The organism is Pseudomonas sp. TH10 (genome assembly GCF_016651255.1).
Lineage (GTDB): Bacteria > Pseudomonadota > Gammaproteobacteria > Pseudomonadales > Pseudomonadaceae > Aquipseudomonas.
This window is the reverse complement of sequence record NZ_JAEKEG010000014.1, coordinates 1-21,558: the sequence shown is the minus strand read 5'-3', so window position 1 is coordinate 21,558 and position 21,558 is coordinate 1. Positions and strand designations below refer to the sequence as shown.

The 21,558-nt window shown below is 59.7% G+C and carries 15 protein-coding genes and 3 pseudogenes; 8 read left to right on the top strand and 10 right to left on the bottom strand.

Going from position 1 to position 21,558, the window contains the following annotated elements; translation table 11 throughout:
* Window positions 1–27 precede the first annotated feature (27 nt).
* From rseP to rpsB, 8 genes and pseudogenes are all read right to left on the bottom strand, one after another.
* Window positions 28–1,381 (bottom strand): annotated as a pseudogene (gene rseP, locus JFT80_RS01645) (sigma E protease regulator RseP).
* Between the two features lie 56 nt (window positions 1,382–1,437).
* A complete protein-coding gene (ispC, locus tag JFT80_RS01640; protein WP_201146709.1) occupies window positions 1,438–2,628 on the bottom strand; it encodes a 1-deoxy-D-xylulose-5-phosphate reductoisomerase in 1,191 nt (396 codons plus the stop codon).
* Window positions 2,625–3,431, bottom strand: a complete 807-nt coding sequence (locus JFT80_RS01635; protein ID WP_201146708.1) for a phosphatidate cytidylyltransferase — start codon at window positions 3,429–3,431, stop codon at window positions 2,625–2,627. The genes ispC and JFT80_RS01635 overlap by 4 nt, the downstream gene beginning before the upstream one ends.
* On the bottom strand, window positions 3,431–4,186 hold the full coding sequence (gene uppS / locus JFT80_RS01630; RefSeq protein WP_201146707.1) for a polyprenyl diphosphate synthase: 756 nt from the start codon (window positions 4,184–4,186) through the stop codon (window positions 3,431–3,433). Before uppS ends, JFT80_RS01635 begins: the two co-directional genes overlap by 1 nt.
* Before the next feature lie 14 nt (window positions 4,187–4,200).
* On the bottom strand, window positions 4,201–4,758 hold the full coding sequence (gene frr, locus JFT80_RS01625) for a ribosome recycling factor (RefSeq protein WP_201146706.1): 558 nt from the start codon (window positions 4,756–4,758) through the stop codon (window positions 4,201–4,203).
* On the bottom strand, window positions 4,755–5,498 hold the full coding sequence (pyrH, locus tag JFT80_RS01620) for a UMP kinase (RefSeq protein ID WP_003222124.1): 744 nt from the start codon (window positions 5,496–5,498) through the stop codon (window positions 4,755–4,757). Before pyrH ends, frr begins: the two co-directional genes overlap by 4 nt.
* Before the next feature lie 209 nt (window positions 5,499–5,707).
* Entirely contained in the window at window positions 5,708–6,571 is an 864-nt protein-coding gene (tsf, locus tag JFT80_RS01615; protein ID WP_201146705.1) for a translation elongation factor Ts, read from the bottom strand.
* A gap of 192 nt (window positions 6,572–6,763) precedes the next feature.
* A complete protein-coding gene (gene rpsB / locus JFT80_RS01610; RefSeq protein WP_003219330.1) occupies window positions 6,764–7,501 on the bottom strand; it encodes a 30S ribosomal protein S2 in 738 nt (245 codons plus the stop codon).
* Window positions 7,502–7,874: 373 nt separating this feature from the next.
* On the opposite strand from rpsB, the gene map reads away from it, so the two are divergent.
* The 3 genes from map to dapC all read left to right on the top strand — a co-directional run bounded on the left by map (window position 7,875) and on the right by dapC (window position 12,717).
* Complete coding sequence (map, locus tag JFT80_RS01605) at window positions 7,875–8,657, top strand: type I methionyl aminopeptidase (RefSeq protein ID WP_201146704.1); 783 nt, start codon at window positions 7,875–7,877, stop codon at window positions 8,655–8,657.
* A 43-nt stretch (window positions 8,658–8,700) separates the two neighbouring features.
* Entirely contained in the window at window positions 8,701–11,403 is a 2,703-nt protein-coding gene (locus tag JFT80_RS01600) for a [protein-PII] uridylyltransferase (protein WP_201146703.1), read from the top strand.
* Window positions 11,404–11,517: 114 nt separating this feature from the next.
* Entirely contained in the window at window positions 11,518–12,717 is a 1,200-nt protein-coding gene (gene dapC, locus JFT80_RS01595) for a succinyldiaminopimelate transaminase (RefSeq protein ID WP_201146702.1), read from the top strand.
* 113 nt (window positions 12,718–12,830) lie between these two features.
* Here the strand turns inward: dapC and JFT80_RS01590 are convergent, their stop codons facing one another.
* Window positions 12,831–14,480: a Na+/H+ antiporter gene (locus JFT80_RS01590; protein WP_201146701.1), complete on the bottom strand. Its 1,650-nt coding sequence runs from the start codon at window positions 14,478–14,480 to the stop codon at window positions 12,831–12,833.
* Window positions 14,481–14,756: 276 nt separating this feature from the next.
* On the opposite strand from JFT80_RS01590, the gene JFT80_RS01585 reads away from it, so the two are divergent.
* The 4 genes and pseudogenes from JFT80_RS01585 to JFT80_RS01570 all read left to right on the top strand — a co-directional run bounded on the left by JFT80_RS01585 (window position 14,757) and on the right by JFT80_RS01570 (window position 18,120).
* On the top strand, window positions 14,757–15,119 hold the full coding sequence (locus JFT80_RS01585; protein WP_201146700.1) for an ArsC family reductase: 363 nt from the start codon (window positions 14,757–14,759) through the stop codon (window positions 15,117–15,119).
* Window positions 15,120–15,151: 32 nt separating this feature from the next.
* Complete coding sequence (dapD, locus tag JFT80_RS01580) at window positions 15,152–16,186, top strand: 2,3,4,5-tetrahydropyridine-2,6-dicarboxylate N-succinyltransferase (RefSeq protein WP_201146699.1); 1,035 nt, start codon at window positions 15,152–15,154, stop codon at window positions 16,184–16,186.
* A 276-nt stretch (window positions 16,187–16,462) separates the two neighbouring features.
* Window positions 16,463–17,668 carry an aminotransferase class V-fold PLP-dependent enzyme gene (locus JFT80_RS01575; RefSeq protein WP_201146698.1) on the top strand — a complete coding sequence of 402 codons (1,206 nt, stop codon included), beginning with the start codon at window positions 16,463–16,465 and terminating at the stop codon, window positions 17,666–17,668.
* A pseudogene (locus JFT80_RS01570) lies at window positions 17,665–18,120 on the top strand (SufE family protein). Before JFT80_RS01575 ends, JFT80_RS01570 begins: the two are co-directional and overlap by 4 nt.
* Window positions 18,121–18,162: 42 nt before the next feature.
* On the opposite strand, the pseudogene tcdA reads toward JFT80_RS01570, so the two are convergent.
* Window positions 18,163–18,974, bottom strand: a pseudogene (gene tcdA / locus JFT80_RS01565) (tRNA cyclic N6-threonylcarbamoyladenosine(37) synthase TcdA).
* A gap of 220 nt (window positions 18,975–19,194) precedes the next feature.
* Here tcdA and JFT80_RS01560 point away from each other — a divergent pair.
* A partial coding sequence (locus JFT80_RS01560) for a glycosyltransferase (protein WP_201146697.1) occupies window positions 19,195–21,558 on the top strand: 2,364 nt, incomplete at its 3' end.

Genomic DNA, 21,558 nt, shown 5'->3' with positions numbered 1-21,558 from the left:
GCGGCAGATTCGCAATTCAGCGAAGCGTTACAGTCGACCCAGATCGTTGACCAGAGCTAACAACATCACTCCGACCACCAAACTGATACCGATCTGTATCCCCCAACCCTGCACCCGATCCGACAAGGGACGACCACGCGCCCACTCGATCAGATAAAACAACAAATGCCCCCCATCCAGTACAGGAATGGGCAGCAAATTCAGAACCCCCAGGCTAATACTCAGATAAGCAAGGAAATTCAGGAAATCAGCGACACCCGACTGGGCAGAAGCGCCCGCCACTTTAGCAATGGTTATCGGTCCACTCAAGTTTTTTACCGAGAGCTCGCCGAACAGCATTTTCTTTAGCGAATCGAGGGTCAGAACGCTCATGGTCCAAGTGCGACGCGCGCCCTCGCCAATCGCGGCCAAAGGCCCGTAACTGACCTCGCGGATCATTTCCGGTGGCCAGTCGATCGCTTTGACGCCAGCGCCCAGATAACCGCTCGGCGCCTTGCTTTCGCCACGCGCCGCCAGGGTCACCGGGACGTCGATTTGAGCACCATCACGCTCGACACGCAGCATGATTTTGGTATCAGGACGCGTACGAACGGTATCGACCACTTGTTGCCAGTCGCTCAGCGCCACGCCGTCGAGCGAGACCAGACGGTCGTCGGTTTTCAGGCCAGCGGCCTGCGCCGGGCCTTTTGGATCGAGTTCGGCCAACACCGGCGGCAGAGCCGGGCGCCACGGCCGAATGCCCAGCGAACGGATCGGATCGGGCTCATCTGCGCCTTTGAGCCACTTATCCAGCACCAGCTCGCGCGGGGGTATCGCTGGTGGAACCCGGATCCCGTACGACCAGCTGCAACGCTCCGCTTTCGCCCAATCTGCGAACCAGCTGCAGGTTAACCGCGGCCCAGCCGGAAGTCGGCTCGCCATCTATTGCAACAATTTCCTGGCCCGCCGTCAGCCCGGCCTTGGCCGCGATACTGCCGGGTTCGACACCACCGATGACCGGGCGCACCTGGTCGCTGCCCAGCATGGCCAGCACCCAGAAAAACACCAGAGCCAGCAGGAAGTTGGCGATCGGGCCGGCAGCCACGATGGCAATACGCTGGCGCACAGATTTGCGATTGAACGATTGATCGAGCTGATCCAGCGGCACTTCGCCTTCACGCTCGTCGAGCATCTTGACGTAACCACCCAGCGGAATCGCGGCGATCACGAACTCGGTGCCTTTCTTGTCGTGCCAGCGCAGCAACGGCATACCAAAGCCTACGGAAAAACGCAGAACCTTGACGCCACAGCGACGCGCGACCCAGAAATGGCCGAATTCGTGAAAGGTGACCAGTACACCCAAAGCGATCAGGGTGCCGGCAATCATGTAAAGCGCGCTCATCTATTCTCTCCGCAATCCTATCCAGTGCTGCATGGGCTTGCGCATTGCAACACGTGTCAGCGCCCGTGCCGATTCAGCCATTGCTCCGCCAGAACCCGGGCTTTCGCATCGGCGGTAAATACCGCGTCGAGATCATCCAGCGCGACAACCGGCTCCAGATTCAAGACTTCCTCGATGATACTCGCGATTTCCAGGTAGCGAACCCGCCCATCGAGAAACGCTGCCACCGCGACTTCGTTGGCCGCATTCAGCATGGCCGGCGCGCTATCGCCTGCTTCGGCTGCTTGACGCGCCAGGCGCAGGCAAGGGAAACGCTGTTCATCCGGCGCCTCGAAGTCCAGACGCGCGACCGCAAACAGATCCAGCGGCGCCACACCCGAGTCGATGCGCTCTGGCCAGGCCAAGGCGTTGGCAATCGGCGTACGCATATCAGGATTACCCAACTGCGCGAGAACCGAGCCATCGACATAGTCGACCAGCGAATGGATCACGCTCTGCGGATGAATCACCACTTCAACCTGCGACGGCTTGGCATCAAACAACCAGCAGGCCTCGATCAACTCAAGCCCTTTGTTCATCATGCTGGCGGAATCCACGGATATCTTGCGCCCCATGGACCAGTTCGGATGCGCACACGCCTGGTCAGGTGAAACATGCGCCAGTTCGGCCATCGGTGTCTGCCGGAAGGGGCCGCCGGAGGCTGTCAGAAGAATCCGACGCACGCCAACCGAACTCAAGCCACTTGCAAAATCCCGTGGCATGCACTGGAAAATCGCATTGTGTTCGCTATCGATCGGCAGCAGAACAGAACCGCTCTTTCGCACGGCCTGCATAAACAAGGCACCGGACATTACCAGCGCTTCTTTATTGGCCAACAGAATCTTTTTGCCAGCCTCGACCGCCGCCAGGGTCGGGCGCAAGCCTGCCGCTCCGACGATGGCCGCCATCACTGCATCCACTTGCGGATCTGCCGCGACCTGGCACAAGCCCTCTTCGCCCACCAATACCTGCGTCGACAGGCCGGCCCCGCGCAACTCTTCCTGCAGGCGTCGGCCGGCGTTGACTTCAGGCACCACGGCAAACCGTGGAGCATGGCGCACACACAAGGCCAGCAGCTCGCTCAGACGCGTGAACCCGCTGAGGGCAAACACCTGGAAGCGATCCGGGTGCCGGGCAATGACGTCAAGGGTGCTCAGGCCAATCGAGCCCGTAGCCCCCAGCACGGTAATCTGCTGTGGGCGACTCACGGTGCCGCCATCCACAACAGTACTGCAAACACGGGGATGGCCGCGGTCAGGCTGTCGATCCGATCCAGCACTCCACCGTGACCTGGCAGCAGGTTACTGCTGTCCTTGATCCCGGACTGGCGCTTGAACATGCTCTCAGTGAGGTCGCCCACCACCGAGATGAATACGATCACCGCCGCACCGATCAAGCCCTTGAGCAGTTCTGCAACCGTCCAGTCGCGAACCAGCCCGACGAAAAACGTAATGACCAGCACCAGCGCCAGGCCGCCGTAGACCCCTTCCCAGCTCTTGCCAGGACTGACCTGCGGCGCCAACTTGCGCTTGCCAAAGGCTCGACCGGAGAAATAAGCCCCGATATCCGCGCCCCACACCAGCACCATCACCGCCATGATCAGCCAGTTGCCCAGAGGCTCTTGCTTGATCAGGATCAGGCCTTGCCACGCCGGAAGCAGCACCAGCAGGCCGATCACCAGCTTGCAGGCGGCGCTCGACCAATGACCGCTCGAACGCGGGTACGTCAGCACCAGATAGGTTGCAACGCCCCACCACAGTACCGCAGCGCCCAGCACCCAAGGCGCGAGCCCGGGCAATATATGCATGAAAAACAGCATCACCGCGACGGCCAGCGCGTAGCCGACACGAACTGGCTGGGCGGTAAAGCCCGCCAGGCGAGCCCACTCCCATGCGCCCAGGCTCACGACCAGACCGATGAACAGGGCAAAACCGGAACCTTCAAGCAGGAAAAAACCGCACAAGGCGATCGGCAGCAGGATCAGCGCAGTGATGATTCGTTGTTTAAGCATTAAACCCGGGCTCCAGCTTCAACCTGTTCGCTCGTTCTACCGAAGCGACGTTGGCGCGAAGCGAAATCGGCCAGCGCATTGCGCATGGCATCGTGTTTGAAGTCCGGCCAGAACAGGTCGGAGAAGTACAGTTCGGCGTAGGCCAACTGCCACAGCAGGAAATTGCTGATGCGGTGCTCGCCACCCGTGCGGATGCACAGGTCCGGCAACGGCAGATCACCGGTTGCCAGACAGGTTTGCAACAGATCCGGAGTGATGTCCTCCGGACGCAGATGCCCGGCCTGGACTTCACGCGCCAAACGTTGTGCGGCTTGCGCGATATCCCACTGACCGCCGTAATTGGCGGCGATCTGCAGGATGAAACGGTTGGCACCTGCGGTCATGGCTTCTGCTTCACGCATTGCAGCCTGAAGCTCAGGATGAAAGCGCGAGCGATCGCCAATGATGCGCAGGCTGATGTTGTTGTCGTTGAGGCGCTTGGCCTCACGACGCAGCGCCTTGAAGAACAGATCCATCAAGGCACTGACTTCATCGGCCGGACGCTGCCAGTTTTCACTGGAAAAGGCGAACAGGGTCAATACTTCAACCTTGGCCTCAGCGCACACCTCGATCACCGCCCGCACAGCATCGACACCCGCTTTATGCCCGGCGACACCTGGCATAAAGCGTTTTTTCGCCCAGCGGTTGTTACCATCCATGATAATCGCGACATGGCGCGGCACCGCGGACGGCGCAGTCTGCTTGGTCTTGTCCATTTAAAACTCGACCCTTATACGGCCATCAGATCCGCTTCTTTTTGCTTGGTGGCCGCATCGATATCAGCTTCAGCCTTGTCGGTGAGCTTCTGAATATCGGCAGCAGCGCGACGCTCTTCGTCCTCGCTGATTTCTTTGTCTTTAACCAGTTTTTTCAGTTCGCCCAGAGCGTCGCGACGAATGTTGCGCACGGCAACACGAGCGTCTTCCGCAGCACTGCGCGCTTGCTTGGTGAAGCCCTTGCGGGTTTCTTCGGTCAGAGCCGGCATGGAGATCAGCAGCAACTCGCCCAGGTTGGTCGGGTTGAGGTTCAGGCCAGCGCTCTGGATGGCCTTGTCGACGGCGGCGAGCATATTGCGCTCGAAGGCCACGACCTGCAGGGTGCGCGAGTCCTTCACAGTGATGTTGGCCACTTGGGTGATGGAGGTGTCTGCGCCGTAGTACGGCACCATCACGCTACCCAGAATGCTTGGGTGAGCCTTGCCTGTACGAATCTGACCAAATGCGTGGTTCAGGGAGTCCAGGGATTTCTGCATGCGCTCTTGAGCGTCTTTCTTGATTTCGTTGATCATTGTTGGCCTTCCTCGATCAGGGTCCCTTCAGCGCCACCATGCACGATATTCAGCAGGGCGCCGGGCTTGTTCATGTTGAATACACGCAACGGCATCTTGTGGTCGCGGCACAGGCAAATAGCGGTCAGATCCATCACGCCCAGCTTGCGATCCAGTACTTCATCATAAGTCAGATGATCGAACTTCTCGGCATGCGGGTCTTTGAACGGATCTGCGGTGTAGACGCCATCGACCTTGGTCGCTTTCAGCACGACGTCAGCATCGATTTCGATTGCGCGCAGGCACGCAGCCGAATCCGTCGTGAAGAACGGGTTACCGGTACCGGCGGCGAAAATTACCACGTCTTTGGAGTTCAGGTGACGCATGGCTTTGCGGCGATCGTAGTGATCGGTCACACCAACCATGGAAATGGCCGACATGACGATGGCCGAGATATTGGCGCGTTCCAGCGCATCGCGCATGGCCAAGGCGTTCATCACAGTGGCCAGCATGCCCATGTGGTCGCCAGTTACCCGATCCATACCGGCTTTGCTCAGGGCTTCACCGCGGAACAGGTTGCCACCGCCGATCACCAGACCGACCTGTACGCCGATGCCAACCAGTTGGCCGACTTCCAGCGCCATGCGATCCAGAACTTTCGGATCGATCCCGAACTCTTCCGAGCCCATCAGGGCCTCGCCGCTAAGCTTGAGTAGAATGCGTTTATAGCGAGCCTGATAACCACTGCCCTGCTGAGCCATTGCGAATCTCTCCTGCGGCGTATTTAAAAATTCTTTGCGAGCTGTTTACAGCTGGCGTTCACTCTAGCTTGGCGCTGCTTCAGCGCCATCGGAACATGGCTTTGTAAGTCAGTTCCAGGTGCAAACCAATAAAAATTGGTCACCCCATCTGAAAAGAGGCTGCGCGCGTGAGCGGGCAGCCTCTTTCGGCGACAGTTGAAAAAACTGTCTTATTGCTTGGCGGCAGCCAGCTGGGCAGCAACTTCTTCAGCGAAGTTGTCGACCGGCTTCTCGATGCCTTCGCCTACTTTGAAGTAAGTGAAGGAAACGATTTCAGCGCCAGCTTTCTTGGCCAGCTCGCCAACCTTGATTTCAGGGTTCTTGACGAACGCCTGCTCAACCAGGCTTGCTTCTGCCAGGAACTTGCTGATACGGCCTTTGACCATATTTTCAACAATGTTTTCTGGCTTGCCTTTGATTTTTTCTTCGTTCAGCTGCAGGAACACAGCTTTTTCGCGCTCGATAGCTTCAGGCGAAACTTCCGATGGCAGCAGGAACTCAGGGTTGCTGGCCGCTACGTGCATAGCGATGTCTTTGGCCAGTTCAACGTTGCCGCCTTTCAGAACAACTGCAACACCGATCTTGTTGCCGTGCAGGTAGCCACCAACAACGTCGCCCTCTACGCGAACCAGACGACGGATGTTGACGTTTTCGCCAACCTTGCCGACCAGTACCAGGCGAGCAGCTTCTTGAGCTTCGATCAGCGGAGCAACATCAGTCAGCTTGTCGGCGAACGCTTTTTCAACGCTTGCAGCAACAAATGCCTTGAAGTCGTCCTGCAGAGCCAGGAAGTCGGTCTGCGAGTTCACTTCCAGCAGAACGGCAGATTTGCCGTCTTCTTTCAGAGCGATAGCGCCTTCAGCTGCTACGTTACCTGCTTTTTTGGCAGCCTTGATTGCGCCCGAAGCACGCATGTCATCAATGGCTTTTTCGATGTCGCCGTCAGCCTTTTCCAGGGCCTTCTTGCAATCCATCATGCCTTCGCCGGTACGCTCGCGCAGTTCTTTAACCAACGCTGCAGTAATTGCTGCCATTTTCAAATTCCTCTTGGATAGGTTTTCAACCATTCCACCCGATCGAACGGGCGTTCAATTCTTCCCGAAGCCTTATTTGATAGCGGCTGCACATTACAAGGCTGCAACTGCGCTGCACACAAATGGTTTTCGAGGTGGCAAAAAGGGGGCCAAGCCCCCTTTTTGCTTACTGAGTCAACGCCAAGGCGTCAATTACTCAGCTGCAGCTACCGGAGCTTCTTCAACGAACTGCTCGGTGCCACCAGCAACGTGGTTGCGACCACGGATTACTGCGTCAGCCATCGAACCCATGTACAGCTGGATAGCGCGGATTGCGTCATCGTTGCCTGGGATGATGTAGTCAACGCCTTCCGGGCTGCTGTTGGTATCGACAACGCCGATTACCGGGATGCCCAGCTTGTTGGCTTCGGTGATCGCGATGCGCTCGTGGTCAACGTCGATCACGAACAGTGCGTCTGGCAGACCGCCCATGTCCTTGATGCCGCCCAGCGAACGATCCAGCTTCTCAAGATCACGAGTGCGCATCAGCGCTTCTTTCTTGGTCAGCTTGGCGAAAGTACCGTCTTCGGCTTGAACTTCAAGGTCACGCAGACGCTTGATGGAAGCACGAATGGTTTTGAAGTTGGTCAGCATGCCGCCCAACCAGCGGTGATCGACGTACGGCGAGCCGCAACGTGCTGCTTCTTCAGCAACGATCTTGCCAGCGGAACGCTTGGTGCCGACGAACAGAATCTTGTTTTTGCCCTGGGCCAGACGCTCTACGAAAGTCAGAGCTTCGTTGAACATTGGCAGGGTTTTTTCAAGGTTGATGATGTGAATCTTGTTACGCGCGCCGAAAATGTACTTACCCATTTTCGGATTCCAGTAACGGGTTTGGTGACCGAAGTGCACACCGGCCTTCAGCATATCGCGCATATTGACTTGGGACATGATAGTTCCTTAATAAGTCGGGTTTGGCCTCCACGTATCCCAATGACCAACCAGTGGCATAAAGCCAAAAGCACCCAGGTCATCGTGTCGACACGTGTGTGGATTTAAGCCTTTCGGGGTATCCCCGGAAAGCGGCGCATTTTATACCACAGGGTGCGCAGAAACGGAACCCGAAATCTGTATTCGCACCAAGGACATGGGCGCAGCCCCCTTGGAATCGGCTTCAAACGCACCATTGTATAGAGAGAAGCGATGCACGCAGGGGCGGATTTGCTCCTTCCGTCTGTTAGAATCGCGTTTTTCAGGGTCGCAAAACGCACACCTGCCACCCTATCCGTATCAGCAAGCGCCGCCGAGCGCAGAGAGAGCCTGTATGACCGTCAACCTCAAAACCCCCGAGGACATCGCTGGCATGCGTGTCGCCGGCAAACTGGCCGCCGATGTGCTGGAAATGATTGCCGAACATGTCAAACCAGGCGTGACCACGGACCAACTGAACCAGATCTGCCATGACTACATCGTTGATGTGCAGCAGGCCATCCCTGCTCCGCTCAACTACAAGGGCTATCCGAAGTCGATCTGCACCTCGATCAACCATGTCGTCTGCCACGGCATCCCGAACGACAAACCGCTGAAAAACGGCGACACCCTTAACATCGACGTGACCGTCATCAAAGACGGCTACCACGGCGACACCAGCCGCATGTTCCACGTCGGCGAAGTGCCAGTGTGGGCCGAACGCCTGTCGCAGATCACCCAGGAATGCATGTACAAGGCGATCGAGATCGTCAAACCCGGCTGCCGCCTTGGCGACATCGGTGAAGTGATCCAGAAGCATGCTGAAAAGAACGGGTTCTCGGTGGTACGCGAGTTCTGCGGCCACGGCATCGGCAAGGTGTTCCACGAAGAACCGCAAATCCTCCATTACGGGCGCGCCGGTACCGGCATGGAGCTGAAGGCTGGCATGACCTTCACCATCGAGCCGATGATCAATCAGGGCAAGGCCGACACCAAAGTATTGGGCGACGGCTGGACCGCGATCACCAAGGACCGCAAGCTCTCGGCGCAGTGGGAACACACCCTGCTGGTCACCGACACCGGTTACGAGATCTTCACCTTGCGCGCCGACGACACCATCCCGCGCGTCTCGGCCTGATTCAACGCGCGCAACTTCCCGCCCATAGAAGGAAAGCCAATCGATGCCGCAGGTGGATCCCGAACTCTTCGACCGCGGCCAGTTCCAGGCTGAACTGGCCCTGAAAGCGAGTCCTATTGCAGCGTTCAAGAAGGCGATCCGCCAGGCCCGCGACGTGCTCGACACGCGTTTTCGCAATGGCCGCGACATCCGCCGCCTGATCGAAGACCGTGCCTGGTTCGTCGACAACATCCTGCAAAAGGCCTGGGAGCAGTTCAGCTGGAGCGATGACGCCGACATCGCGCTGGTCGCGGTCGGCGGCTACGGCCGGGGTGAACTGCACCCGTATTCCGACATCGACTTGCTGATCCTGCTGGACAGCGCCGATCACGAAGTTTTCCGCGACTCCATCGAACGTTTTCTTACGCTGCTGTGGGACATCGGCCTGGAAGTCGGCCAGAGTGTGCGCTCGGTCGATGAATGCGCCGAAGAAGCGCGCGCGGACCTGACGGTGGTCACCAACCTGATGGAAAGCCGCACCATCTGCGGCCCCGAACGCCTGCGCCAGCGCATGCTCGATGTCACCAGCACCGCCCACATGTGGCCGGCCAAGGAGTTCTTCCTGGCCAAGCGAGCTGAACAGAAGGCCCGCCACCACAAGTACAACGACACCGAATACAACCTGGAACCCAACGTCAAAGGCTCACCCGGCGGACTGCGGGATATCCAGACGATTCTCTGGGTTGCCCGGCGCCAGTACGGCACCTTGAACCTGCGGGCGCTGGCTGGCGAAGGCTTCCTGGTTGAAAGCGAAAATGCCTTGCTGGCCTCGTCCCAGGAGTTCCTGTGGAAGGTGCGCTACGCCCTCCACATGCTCGCCGGCCGCTCCGAAGACCGCCTGCTGTTCGATCATCAGCGCTCGATTGCCGGGCTGCTGGGTTTCGAAGGCGATGATGCCAAGCAAGCCATCGAAAACTTCATGCAGCAGTACTACCGGGTGGTCATGAGCATCGCCCAGCTCAGCGACCTGATCATCCAGCATTTCGAGGAAGTCATCCTCGCCCCGGAAGACGAAGCGCCGCCACAGCCGATCAACTCGCGGTTCCAGCTGCACGACGGCTACATCGAGGCGCGCAACGACAACGTGTTCCGCCGTACCCCGTTCGCCATGCTGGAAATTTTTGTTTTGATGGCCCAGCAGCCGGAAATCAAGGGCGTGCGCGCCGATACCATTCGCCTGCTGCGCGAGCACCGTCACCTGATCGACGACAACTTCCGTAACGACATTCGCAACACCAGCCTGTTCATCGAGCTGTTCAAGTGCAAAATCGGCATTCACCGCAACCTGCGGCGGATGAACCGTTACGGCATTCTCGGGCGATATCTGCCGGAGTTCGGCTTTATCGTCGGGCAAATGCAGCACGACCTGTTCCACATCTATACGGTCGACGCCCACACCCTGAATCTGATCAAGCACCTGCGTAAGCTGCAGTACACCCAGGTGTCGGAAAAATTCCCGCTGGCCAGCAAGCTCATGGCCAAGCTGCCCAAACCCGAATTGATCTACATGGCGGGCCTGTACCACGACATCGGTAAAGGCCGGCATGGCGACCACTCGGAAATCGGTGCGGTCGATGCCGAGGCGTTCTGCCAGCGCCATCAGTTGCCGGTATGGGACAGCCGCCTGATTGTCTGGCTGGTGCAGAACCATCTGGTGATGTCGACCACCGCGCAGCGCAAGGACTTGTCCGACCCGCAGGTGATTCACGACTTCGCGCAAGCGGTTGGCGATGAAACCCGCCTCGATTACCTCTACGTGTTGACCGTCGCCGACATCAACGCCACCAACCCGACGCTGTGGAACTCATGGCGCGCCAGCCTGTTGCGCCAGCTCTACACCGAAACCAAGCGTGCCCTTCGCCGAGGTCTGGAAAACCCGGTGGATCGCGAAGAGCAGATCCGCCAGACCCAAAGCGCCGCGCTGGACATTCTGGTGCGCGGCGGCACCGACCCGGACGACGTCGAACAGTTGTGGGCGCAGTTGGGCGATGACTATTTCCTGCGCCACACTGCAGGCGACGTGGCCTGGCACAGCGACGCAATCCTCCAGCAGCCGGCAGACGGCGGGCCCCTGGTGCTGATCAAGGAAACCACACAGCGCGAGTTCGAGGGCGGTACCCAGATCTTCATCTATGCCCCCGACCAGCACGACTTTTTTGCCGTGACCGTGGCGGCAATGGACCAGCTCAACCTGAACATCCACGACGCCCGGGTTATCACGTCGAGCAGCCAGTTCACCCTCGACACCTACATCGTGCTCGATAACGAAGGCGAATCCATCGGCGACAATCCGGCGCGGGTCAAGCAGATCCGCGAAGGCCTGACCGAAGCGCTGCGTAATCCGGACGACTATCCGACGATCATCCAGCGTCGCGTGCCGCGTCAGCTCAAGCACTTTGCCTTCGCACCCCAAGTGACGATCCACAACGACGCCCAGCGCCCGGTGACAGTGCTGGAACTCACCGCACCGGATCGTCCAGGCCTGCTGGCGCGAATCGGCGGGATCTTCCTGGAGTTCGACCTGTCGCTGCAGAATGCCAAGATTGCGACCTTGGGCGAGCGGGTGGAAGACGTGTTCTTCATCACCGACGCGCATAACCAACCGTTATCCGACCCGTTGCTGTGCAGCCGTTTGCAGGATGCGATCGTTGAGCAACTGAGCGTCAATCAGGAACCGGATATCAAGCTTTCGCGAATCAGTATTTGAATTATCCCCCTGTAGGAGCGAGCCTGCTCGCGATGGCGTGTGGCCATTCAACATCGACAATGACTGACACACCGCAATCGCGAGCAGGCTCACTCCTACATTGAAGAGGCCCCAATGAACAACGCTCTGAACCAGCTCCAGCCCTACCCGTTCGAGAAGCTTCGTGCCTTGCTCGGCACCGTCACGCCGAACCCGGACAAACGCCCGATCGCCCTGTCGATCGGTGAGCCGAAACACCGCTCGCCAGGTTTTGTCGCGGAGGCGCTGGCAAACAGTCTGGATCAGATGGCGGTGTACCCGACCACCCTCGGCATTCCAGCCCTGCGCGAAGCCATCGCCGGCTGGTGCGAGCGTCGTTTCGGCGTGCCGAGCGGCTGGATCGACCCGGCGCGCAACGTGCTGCCGGTCAACGGTACCCGTGAAGCGTTGTTCGCGTTCACCCAGACCGTGGTCAACCGTGGCGACGACGCGCTGGTGGTCAGCCCGAACCCGTTCTATCAAATCTACGAAGGTGCTGCGTTCCTCGCCGGAGCCAAGCCTCACTACCTGCCGTGCCTCGACGAGAACGGCTTCAACCCGGATTTCGATGCGGTTTCGCCGGACATCTGGAAGCGCTGCCAGATCCTGTTCCTGTGCTCGCCGGGCAACCCGACCGGCGCGCTGATCCCGGTCGATGTGCTGAAAAAACTCATCGCCCTGGCTGACGAATACGACTTCGTGATCGCTGCGGACGAGTGCTACAGCGAGCTGTACTTCGACGAACAGACCCCACCCGCCGGTTTGCTCAGCGCCTGCGTGGAACTGGGTCGCCAGGACTTCAAGCGCTGCGTGGTGTTTCACAGCCTGTCCAAGCGTTCCAACCTGCCGGGCCTGCGCTCGGGCTTCGTGGCCGGTGACGCCGACATCCTCAAGGGCTTTTTGCTGTATCGCACCTACCACGGCTGTGCGATGCCTGTGCAGACTCAGTTGGCCAGCGTAGCCGCATGGAATGACGAAGTGCACGTGCGCGCCAACCGCGACCTGTACCGCGAGAAATACGACGCCGTGCTGGCAATCCTCAGCCCGGTGCTGGACGTGCAGCGTCCGGACGGCGGTTTCTACCTGTGGCCGAACGTTGAAGGTGATGACGAGTCGTTTTGCAGCGACCTGTACGCGGAAGAACATGTGACGGTGGTGCCGGGCTCCTACCTGTCCCGCGAAGTGGACGGGTTCAACCCTGGTGCTGGCCGCGTGCGCCTGGCACTGGTTGCGCCGCTGGCCGAGTGCGTCGAGGCCGCTGAACGTATCCGCGCGTTCATCCAAAGCCGCCGCTAAGCGCCTCCGCCCCGGTAGGAGCTGCCGAAGGCTGCGATCTTTTGGCGTCTTCAAGGACGCTGATGAGTCACAGGATCGCAGCCTTCGGCAGCTCCTACCGGGCGGGATCACCATTACTTCACCTGCCCCAAATTGGCCTCGCTCAAATCCAGCTCCGCCAACACCTCACGCAGTACGTCATCGCCAATCTGGTGCTGACGGCTGAGGCTGTACAGTTCCAGTCGCTGCGCCCGCAATGCTTTCAAGCGCATCCGCCGCTCCAGCAAGTCCATCTGGAACGCCAATGCCTGGGCTTCCGCCGAATCGTTGAACACCTCCAGCTGATGCCGGTATTCGGACATGATCCGCGCCTTGAGCTCGGCGGCGAGTGCTGCCTGCGCCGCGTCATGCGGCTTGGCTTCTTCGGCTTCTTCGGCTTCTTCGGCTTCGAGCGCATGGATCGCCGCCTCGGCCGTCTTGCGCCAGGCCTCACGCACTTCATTGCGCCGCTTGTCGTCGGGGCTTTTTTCGATGCCACGCAGGAGCAACGGCAGCGCAATACACGCCGCAATCAGTGACAGCAGGATCACCCCGGCCGCGATGAATATCAGCAAGTCACGTTCCGGGAATGCCACGCCCCCCATCAGCATCGGCACCGACAACACACCCGCCAGCGTGACCGCCCCGCGTACGCCGCCAACGGTCAGTAACCAGCACGAGCGCGCAGTCGGAACCTGCGTCATTTCACCCTTGCCGCGCCAGCGGCGCAGCAGGCCCGACAAGCGCCAGATGCTTTGCACCCACACGAAGCGCAATACCAACAGCACCAGAAAGATTGCCAGCACATCCAGGCAGCGGTAGAGCAAGGTCGGCCACAACGAGGTTTCATGACTGGCAACTGCCTTGATGATGTCCGGCAACTGCAAGCCCAGCAGCAGGAAAATCAAACCGTTGAAAGCGAACTCCAGCAGCGACCAGACGCTGCGATTGAGCAGCCGGGTACTGGTCTGGCGCGGCAGCAGGTCGAGCCAGCTCTGCATCATCCCTGCCGCCACCGCCGACAGGATGCCCGATGCTCCCAGGCGCTCGGCCAGTACGTAGGCGGCGAAGGGCAGCAACAGCATAAACACCACGTGGGTCGCGGGGTCATCCCAGCCGCGCGCGATCATCCAGGAGCGCAGGCGCCCGACCAGCCAGCTCAGCGCAACCCCGACCGCCAGCCCGCCGACCGCCACCAGGACGAATGTCAGGCTCGCATTGGCCAGGGAGAACACGCCGGTGACCGCGGCAGCCAAGGCAAATTTGAACGTCACCAGGCCTGAGGCGTCGTTCATCAGTGCCTCGCCCTGCAACATGTGCATCAATGGCGTCGGCAGCCTGTTCTGCGAAATCGCCGACACCGCCACGGCATCCGTCGGCGACAAGACTGCCGCCAGCGCGAACGCCACCGGCAAGGGAATGCTTGGCAATAGCCAATGAATGAAATAACCGGCGCCCACCACGGTGAACAACACCAGGCCCACTGCCAGCGTCAGGATCGGCCCCCGCAGGCGCCATAGCTCGCGCTTGGGCATCCGCCAGCCATCGGAAAACAACAAAGGCGGCAAAAACAAAAATAGAAACAATTCAGGGTCCAGTGCCACATGCAACCCCAGCGTCGGCCAGGCCAGCAGGGCTCCGGCGCAAATTTGCACCAGCGGCAATGGCAGCGGGATAACCCGCCCCACCAGACGAGAGACACTGACCAGCATGAGCAGGATCAGGACGGTGTAGGCGGTTTGCATAAAGCGTTTTCCCAGGCAATCGACAGCATTGAAGTGCCATATTAGCGGTTTAGACTGCGGGCTGGCCGTTACACCTATGTCGCATCGCGGGCATCAGCATGCCTGACATCCTGCGGGAGCGACCCCGCTCGCAATCGCGGCGTAACATTCGACATGAAGACTGACTGACCCAACGCCATCGCGAGCAGGCTCACCCCACAGGTTTACGCGCTAACCGTAAGGTCATGGCATAATCCGACACCATTTTTCTCCAGCACCTGTAAAGGGGGCGATTCCTTGACCGATTCAAGTAAAACGTTGCACCTTTTCGGCATCAAAGCCTGCGACACCATGAAGAAGGCGCGCACCTGGCTCGATGAACACGCTGTCAGCTATGACTTTCACGATTACAAAACCGCCGGTATCGACCGCGAACACCTGACCCAGTGGTGTGACGAGCACGGCTGGCAAGTGGTGTTGAACCGCGCAGGCACGACCTTTCGCAAACTCGACGACGAACGCAAAGCCGATCTCGACCAATCGAAAGCCATCGAACTGATGCTCGCTCAACCCTCGATGATCAAGCGCCCGGTGCTCGATCTCGGTGACCGAACCCTGATTGGCTTCAAGCCAGATATCTACGCGGCCGCTCTGAAGTAAGCCAGCCCGTTCAATTTTGTAGAGGTATTCACATGTCCAACTCCCTGTTCAGCATCGCTTTCGGCGTCGGCACCCAGAATCGTCAAGGCGCATGGCTGGAAGTGTTTTACCCTCAGCCGCTGTTGAATCCGTCGGCCGAACTGGTGGCTGCCGTCGCGCCAATTCTCGCTTACAGCGAAGGCAACCAGGCCATCACCTTCACCACCGCGCAGGCTGCGCAACTGGCTGAAGCCGTGAAGGGCATCGACCCGGTACAAGGCAAGCTGCTGACCCGTCTGGCCGAGAGCCACAAACCGCTGGTCGCCACCCTGCTGGCTGAAGACGCGCAGTTGACCTCGACGCCTGAGGCCTACCTCAAGCTGCACCTGCTGTCGCACCGTCTGGTCAAGCCGCATGGCCTGAATCTGGCCGGGATCTTCCCGCTGCTGCCGAACGTAGCCTGGACCAGCCAGGGCGCGATCGACCTGAGCGAACTGACCGAAATGCAACTGGAAGCCCGTCTGCGTGGCGAGCTGCTGGAAGTGTTCTCGGTAGACAAATTCCCGAAGATGACCGACTACGTCGTACCGGCCGGCGTGCGCATCGCTGATGCCGCCCGTCTGCGCCTGGGCGCTTATGTCGGTGAAGGCACCACCGTGATGCACGAAGGTTTCATCAACTTCAACGCTGGCACCGAAGGCCCGGGCATGATCGAAGGCCGCGTATCCGCTGGCGTCTTCGTCGGCAAGGGTTCGGACCTGGGCGGCGGTTGCTCGACCATGGGCACCCTGTCGGGCGGTGGCAACATCGTGATCAAGGTTGGCGAAGGCTGCCTGATCGGCGCCAACGCCGGTATCGGTATTCCGTTGGGCGACCGCAACACTGTTGAGTCGGGCCTGTACGTCACCGCCGGCACCAAGGTTGCTTTGCTGGACGAGAACAACAACCTGGTCAAAGTCGTGAAGGCGCGTGAGCTGGCGGGTCAGACCGACCTGCTGTTCCGTCGCAATTCTGAAACCGGTGCTGTGGAATGCAAAACCCACAAATCGGCGATCGAACTGAACGAAGCGCTGCACGCTCACAACTAAGCTGCGCCATTAACATGTAGGAGCGAGCTCGCTCGCGAACAACGCTAGGGCAACGCGGTTATTCAGGTAGCCCGAGTTATCGTTGACGTCCATCGCGAGCAAGCTCGCTCCTACAGGTGCACAGTCAATTCTGCAGGAGCGAGCTCGCTTGTGAAAAACGCTTGGGCAACGCGGTTATTCAGGTAGCCAGAGTTATCGTTGACGTCCATCGCGAGCAAGCTCGCTCCTACAACGGGTTTGGCATTTTCCCGCCCATGTTTTGCAGGGCCCATTTGCATGATGATTCCCTCCCCCTGGCGTGGCGATTTCCCGGCCATCGCCGCGCTGCAACGACAAGACCAGACCTATCTGGACAACGCCGCCACCACACAAAAACCGCAAGCCCTGCTCGACGCACTGACGCATTACTACGCCAATGGCGCAGCCAACGTGCATCGTGCGCAACACCTACCCGGCGCTCACGCGACGCAGGCGTTCGAGGACAGTCGGCTGAAGGTTGCCCAGTGGCTGAATGCCGGTGACAGCGGGCAGATCATCTTTACCCACGGCGCCACCTCCGCTTTGAATCTCCTGGCCTATGGCCTGGAGCACTCATTCCAGCCGGGCGACGAAATCGTTATCAGCGCCCTGGAGCATCACGCTAACCTGCTGCCATGGCAGCAACTGGCCCATCGCCACAAGCTGAAGCTGGTGATCCTGCCACTCGACAACGACGGCCTCATCGACCTGGACGCCGCCGCCCTGCTCATCGGCCCGAGCACTCGCCTGCTGGCCGTCAGCCAGCTGTCCAACGTGCTGGGCGCCTGGCAACCGTTACCCGCCCTGTTGGCCCTGGCACGGAGCCACGGCGCCATCACCGTAGTCGATGGCGCCCAGGGGATCGTTCACGGTCGCCACGATGTGCAGGCCCTGGGTTGCGACTTTTATGTGTTTTCCAGCCACAAGCTGTACGGTCCGGATGGCCTCGGTGTGCTGTTTGGCCGGCATGAAGCACTGTTACATCTGCGCCATTGGCAATACGGCGGCGAGATGGTGCTCGATGCCAATTATCACGACGCTCGTTTTCGTCCCGCGCCCCTGGGTTTCGAAGCCGGCACACCGCCGATCGCCAGCGTCATCAGGCTCGGCGCCACCCTGGATTATCTGGCAGGGCTGGATCAGGACGCCGTGTCGGCTCATGAAGCCGCCCTGCACGATTATTTGCTCAAGGGCCTGCAAGCCCGCAACGGCATTCGCCTGCTGGGCAAACCGCAACTGGCCCTGGCCAGCTTTGTGGTCGAGGGTGTGCATAACTCGGATCTGGCGCACCTGTTGACCGAACAGGGGATTGCCGTGCGCGCGGGTCATCACTGCGCCATGCCGTTGCTGAAGAGTCTTGAACTGGCCGGCGCGATCCGGGTGTCGTTGGCGCTGTACAACGACTCCGATGATCTGGAGCGCTTCTTTGAAGCCCTGGACCAGGCCCTGGAGTTGCTGCGATGACCCTGCCAGCGGACGGCCGTCACGGGCGCTGGCCACCTTCAAGGAAGCTGCAGGCTGGGAACAACGCGCGCGGCTGTTGATGCAGTGGGGCGACCGCCTGCCTTCACTCAGTGATGAGGACAAAGTCGACGCGCAACCGGGTGCATGGCTGTGAGAGTCAGGTGTGGCTGGTGGGATCGTTGCGCGACGGTCATTGGCAATTCAGCGCCAGCAGCGATGCGCGGATGATTCGCGGGTTGGTGGCGTTGTTGCTGTTGCGGGTTAACGGCTTGTCTGCCGCTGAGTTACAGCAAGTTGATCTGCCAGACTGGTTTAATCAACTGGGACTGTAGCCGGCAGCTCTCGCCCTCGCGCAGCAATGGCCTGCAATGCAGTGCCTGCGGCGCATGAATGAACTGTTAAGCGCCGCAAGGCTGCGAGCTTTAGCTCCGGCGCCCACTTGCCGACACTAAATGATCAAAAGGTCGCTAGCCTTCGCGCAGCTCCACAAGTCTCTATGCCTCGGGTTTGACCCGCTCTGCCGGGCGCCGGACGCCAGCCACAATTTTGTCCACAGCCTTGGTTGCCGCGACCATGCCGAACGTCGCCGTGACCATCATCACCGCACCAAACCCGCCCGCGCAGTCCAGCTTCACGCCATCGCCGACAAAACTCTTCTGCAAACAAATGCTGCCATCCGGCTTCGGATAACGCAGTTGCTCGGTGGAAAACACGCACGGCACGCTGTAATGACGGGTCATCGTGCGCGAAAAACTGTAGTCGCGGCGTAGGGTCGAACGCACTTTCGAGGCCAACGGATCATTGAACGTGCGGTTGAGGTCACACACCTGAATCAGCGTCGGATCAATCTGCCCGCCCGCGCCGCCGGTGGTAATGATCTGGATCTTGCGGCGTTTGCACCAAGCAATCAGCGCTGCCTTGGCGTTGACCGCGTCGATGCAGTCGATCACGCAGTCGATGTTTGGCAAGATGTATTCGGCCATGGTCTCGCGGGTGACGAAGTCTGCCACCGCGTGCACCGTACAATCGGGTTGATCCCGCGCAAGCGCTCGGCCATCACCTCAACCTTGGGCTTGCCCACGGTGCTGTCCAGCGCATGCAACTGGCGGTTGGCGTTGCTGACACAAACGTCGTCCAGATCAAACAGCGAAATCTCGCCGACGCCACAACGGGCCATGGCTTCCGCCGCCCAGGAACCAACGCCACCGACGCCGACAATCGCCACATGGGCCGCGCGCAAGCGCTCCAGGCCTTCGATGCCATACAAACGGGCGATGCCTGCAAACCGCGGATCTTCTGTACTCATGACCATTACCCCAAAAACCGGCGCGCATTATAGGGCTACACAGCGACAAGTTTTAAGCTTCCAGCTACAAGTGTAAGAACTTAAGTCAAAGTCGGCTGCCCAATGTCGGGCATTTCCCTATCAGATGTACGACTGGCGAACTGCCGGTGTAGGATGCGCGCCCCTCGGGCGTATAGCCGACCGATCCTTCGTTCCACAGCCTTTGGAACCCGAAATAGCTATGTCATCGCGTAAATTTGGACTCAACCTGGTGGTGGTTCTGGCAATCGCCGCCCTGTTCACCGGTTTCTGGGCACTGATCAACCGCCCGGTCTCCGCGCCCAACTGGCCGGAGCAGATCTCCGGTTTCTCCTATTCGCCATTTCAGCAGGGACAATTCCCACAGAAGGATCAGTATCCGTCTGACGACGAGATGCGCCGCGATCTGGAGATCATGAGCAAGCTGACCGACAACATCCGCATCTACTCGGTCGACGGCTCCCTACAGGACATCCCGAAACTGGCTGAAGAGTTCGGCCTGCGCGTGACCCTGGGGATCTGGATCAGCCCCGACCAGGAACGTAACGAACGGGAAATCCAGCGCGCCATCGAACTGGCCAACACCTCGCGCAGCGTGGTTCGCGTGGTGGTCGGCAACGAAGCGATCTTCCGCAAGGAAATCACCGCCGAACAACTGAGCGTGCTGCTTGATCGCGTGCGCGCGGCGGTGAAAGTGCCGGTGACCACGTCCGAGCAATGGCACGTCTGGGAAGAACACCCGGAGCTGGCCAAGCACGTTGACCTGATCGCCGCGCACGTTCTGCCGTACTGGGAATTCATTCCGGTGGATAAAGCCGGGCAGTTCGTCTTCGACCGTGCTCGCGATCTGAAAAAACTCTTCCCGAAAAAACCGCTGCTGCTCTCCGAAGTGGGCTGGCCGAGCAACGGCCGCATGCGCGGTGGTGCCGACGCGTCGCCGGCGGATCAGGCGATTTACCTGCGTAATCTGGTCAACAAGCTCAACCGCCAAGGCTTCAACTATTTCGTGATCGAAGCGTTCGACCAGCCGTGGAAGGCCAGCGACGAAGGCTCGGTCGGCGCGTATTGGGGCGTGTTCAACGCCGCGCGTCAGCAGAAATTCAACTTTGAAGGCCCGGTGGTGGCGATCCCGCAATGGCGCGTGTTGGCCATCGGTTCGGTGGTGTTGGCGCTATTGTCGCTGACCCTGCTGATGATCGACGGCTCGGCGCTGCGTCAGCGTGGGCGGATTTTCCTGACCTTTATCGCCTTCCTGTGTGGGTCGGTGCTGGTGTGGATCGGTTACGACTACAGCCTGCAATACAGCACGTGGTTCAGCCTGACGGTGGGCTTCCTGTTGGCGCTGGGTGCGCTCGGGGTGTTCATCGTCTTGCTGACCGAGGCGCATGAACTGGCCGAAGCGGTGTGGATTCACAAACGTCGGCGCGAGTTCCTGCCGGTCGAGGGCGACTCCAACTATCGCCCGAAAGTCTCGATCCACGTGCCCTGCTACAACGAGCCGCCGGAGATGGTCAAACAGACCCTCGACGCGCTGGCCGCGCTCGATTACCCGGACTACGAAGTCCTGATCATCGACAACAACACCAAGGATCCGGCGGTGTGGGAGCCGGTGCGCGATTACTGCGCCACCCTCGGCCCGCGCTTCAAGTTCTTCCACGTATCCCCGCTGGCCGGTTTCAAGGGCGGCGCGCTGAACTACCTGATTCCGCACACCGCCAAGGATGCCGAAGTCATCGCCGTGATCGACTCCGATTACTGCGTGCACCCGAAATGGCTCAAGCACATGGTGCCGCACTTCGCCGACCCGAAAATCGCTGTGGTGCAGTCGCCGCAGGATTATCGCGACCAGAACGAAAGCACCTTCAAGAAGCTCTGCTACGCCGAATACAAAGGCTTCTTCCATATCGGCATGGTCACTCGTAACGACCGTGACGCGATCATTCAGCACGGCACCATGACCATGACGCGTCGTTCAGTTCTGGAAGAACTGGGCTGGGCCGACTGGTGCATCTGCGAAGACGCCGAACTCGGTCTGCGCGTATTCGAAAAAGGTCTGTCGGCGGCGTATTACCACGACAGCTACGGCAAGGGGCTGATGCCGGATACCTTTATCGACTTCAAGAAGCAGCGTTTCCGCTGGGCCTATGGTGCGATTCAGATTATCAAGCGGCACACAGCAAGCCTGTTGCGCGGCAAGGACACTGAACTGACCCGCGGCCAGCGTTACCACTTCCTCGCGGGCTGGCTACCGTGGGTGGCGGACGGCATGAATATCTTCTTCACGGTCGGCGCCCTGTTGTGGTCGGCGGCGATGATCATCGTGCCCCAGCGGGTCGATCCACCGCTGTTGATTTTCGCGATTCCGCCCCTGGCACTGTTCGTGTTCAAGGTCGGCAAGATCATCTTCCTGTACCGCCGCGCGGTCGGGGTGAATCTCAAGGATGCCTTCTGCGCGGCACTGGCAGGGCTGGCGTTGTCCCACACCATCGCCAAAGCGGTGCTGTACGGGTTCTTCACCAGCAGCATTCCGTTCTTCCGTACGCCGAAAAATGCCGACAACCACGGC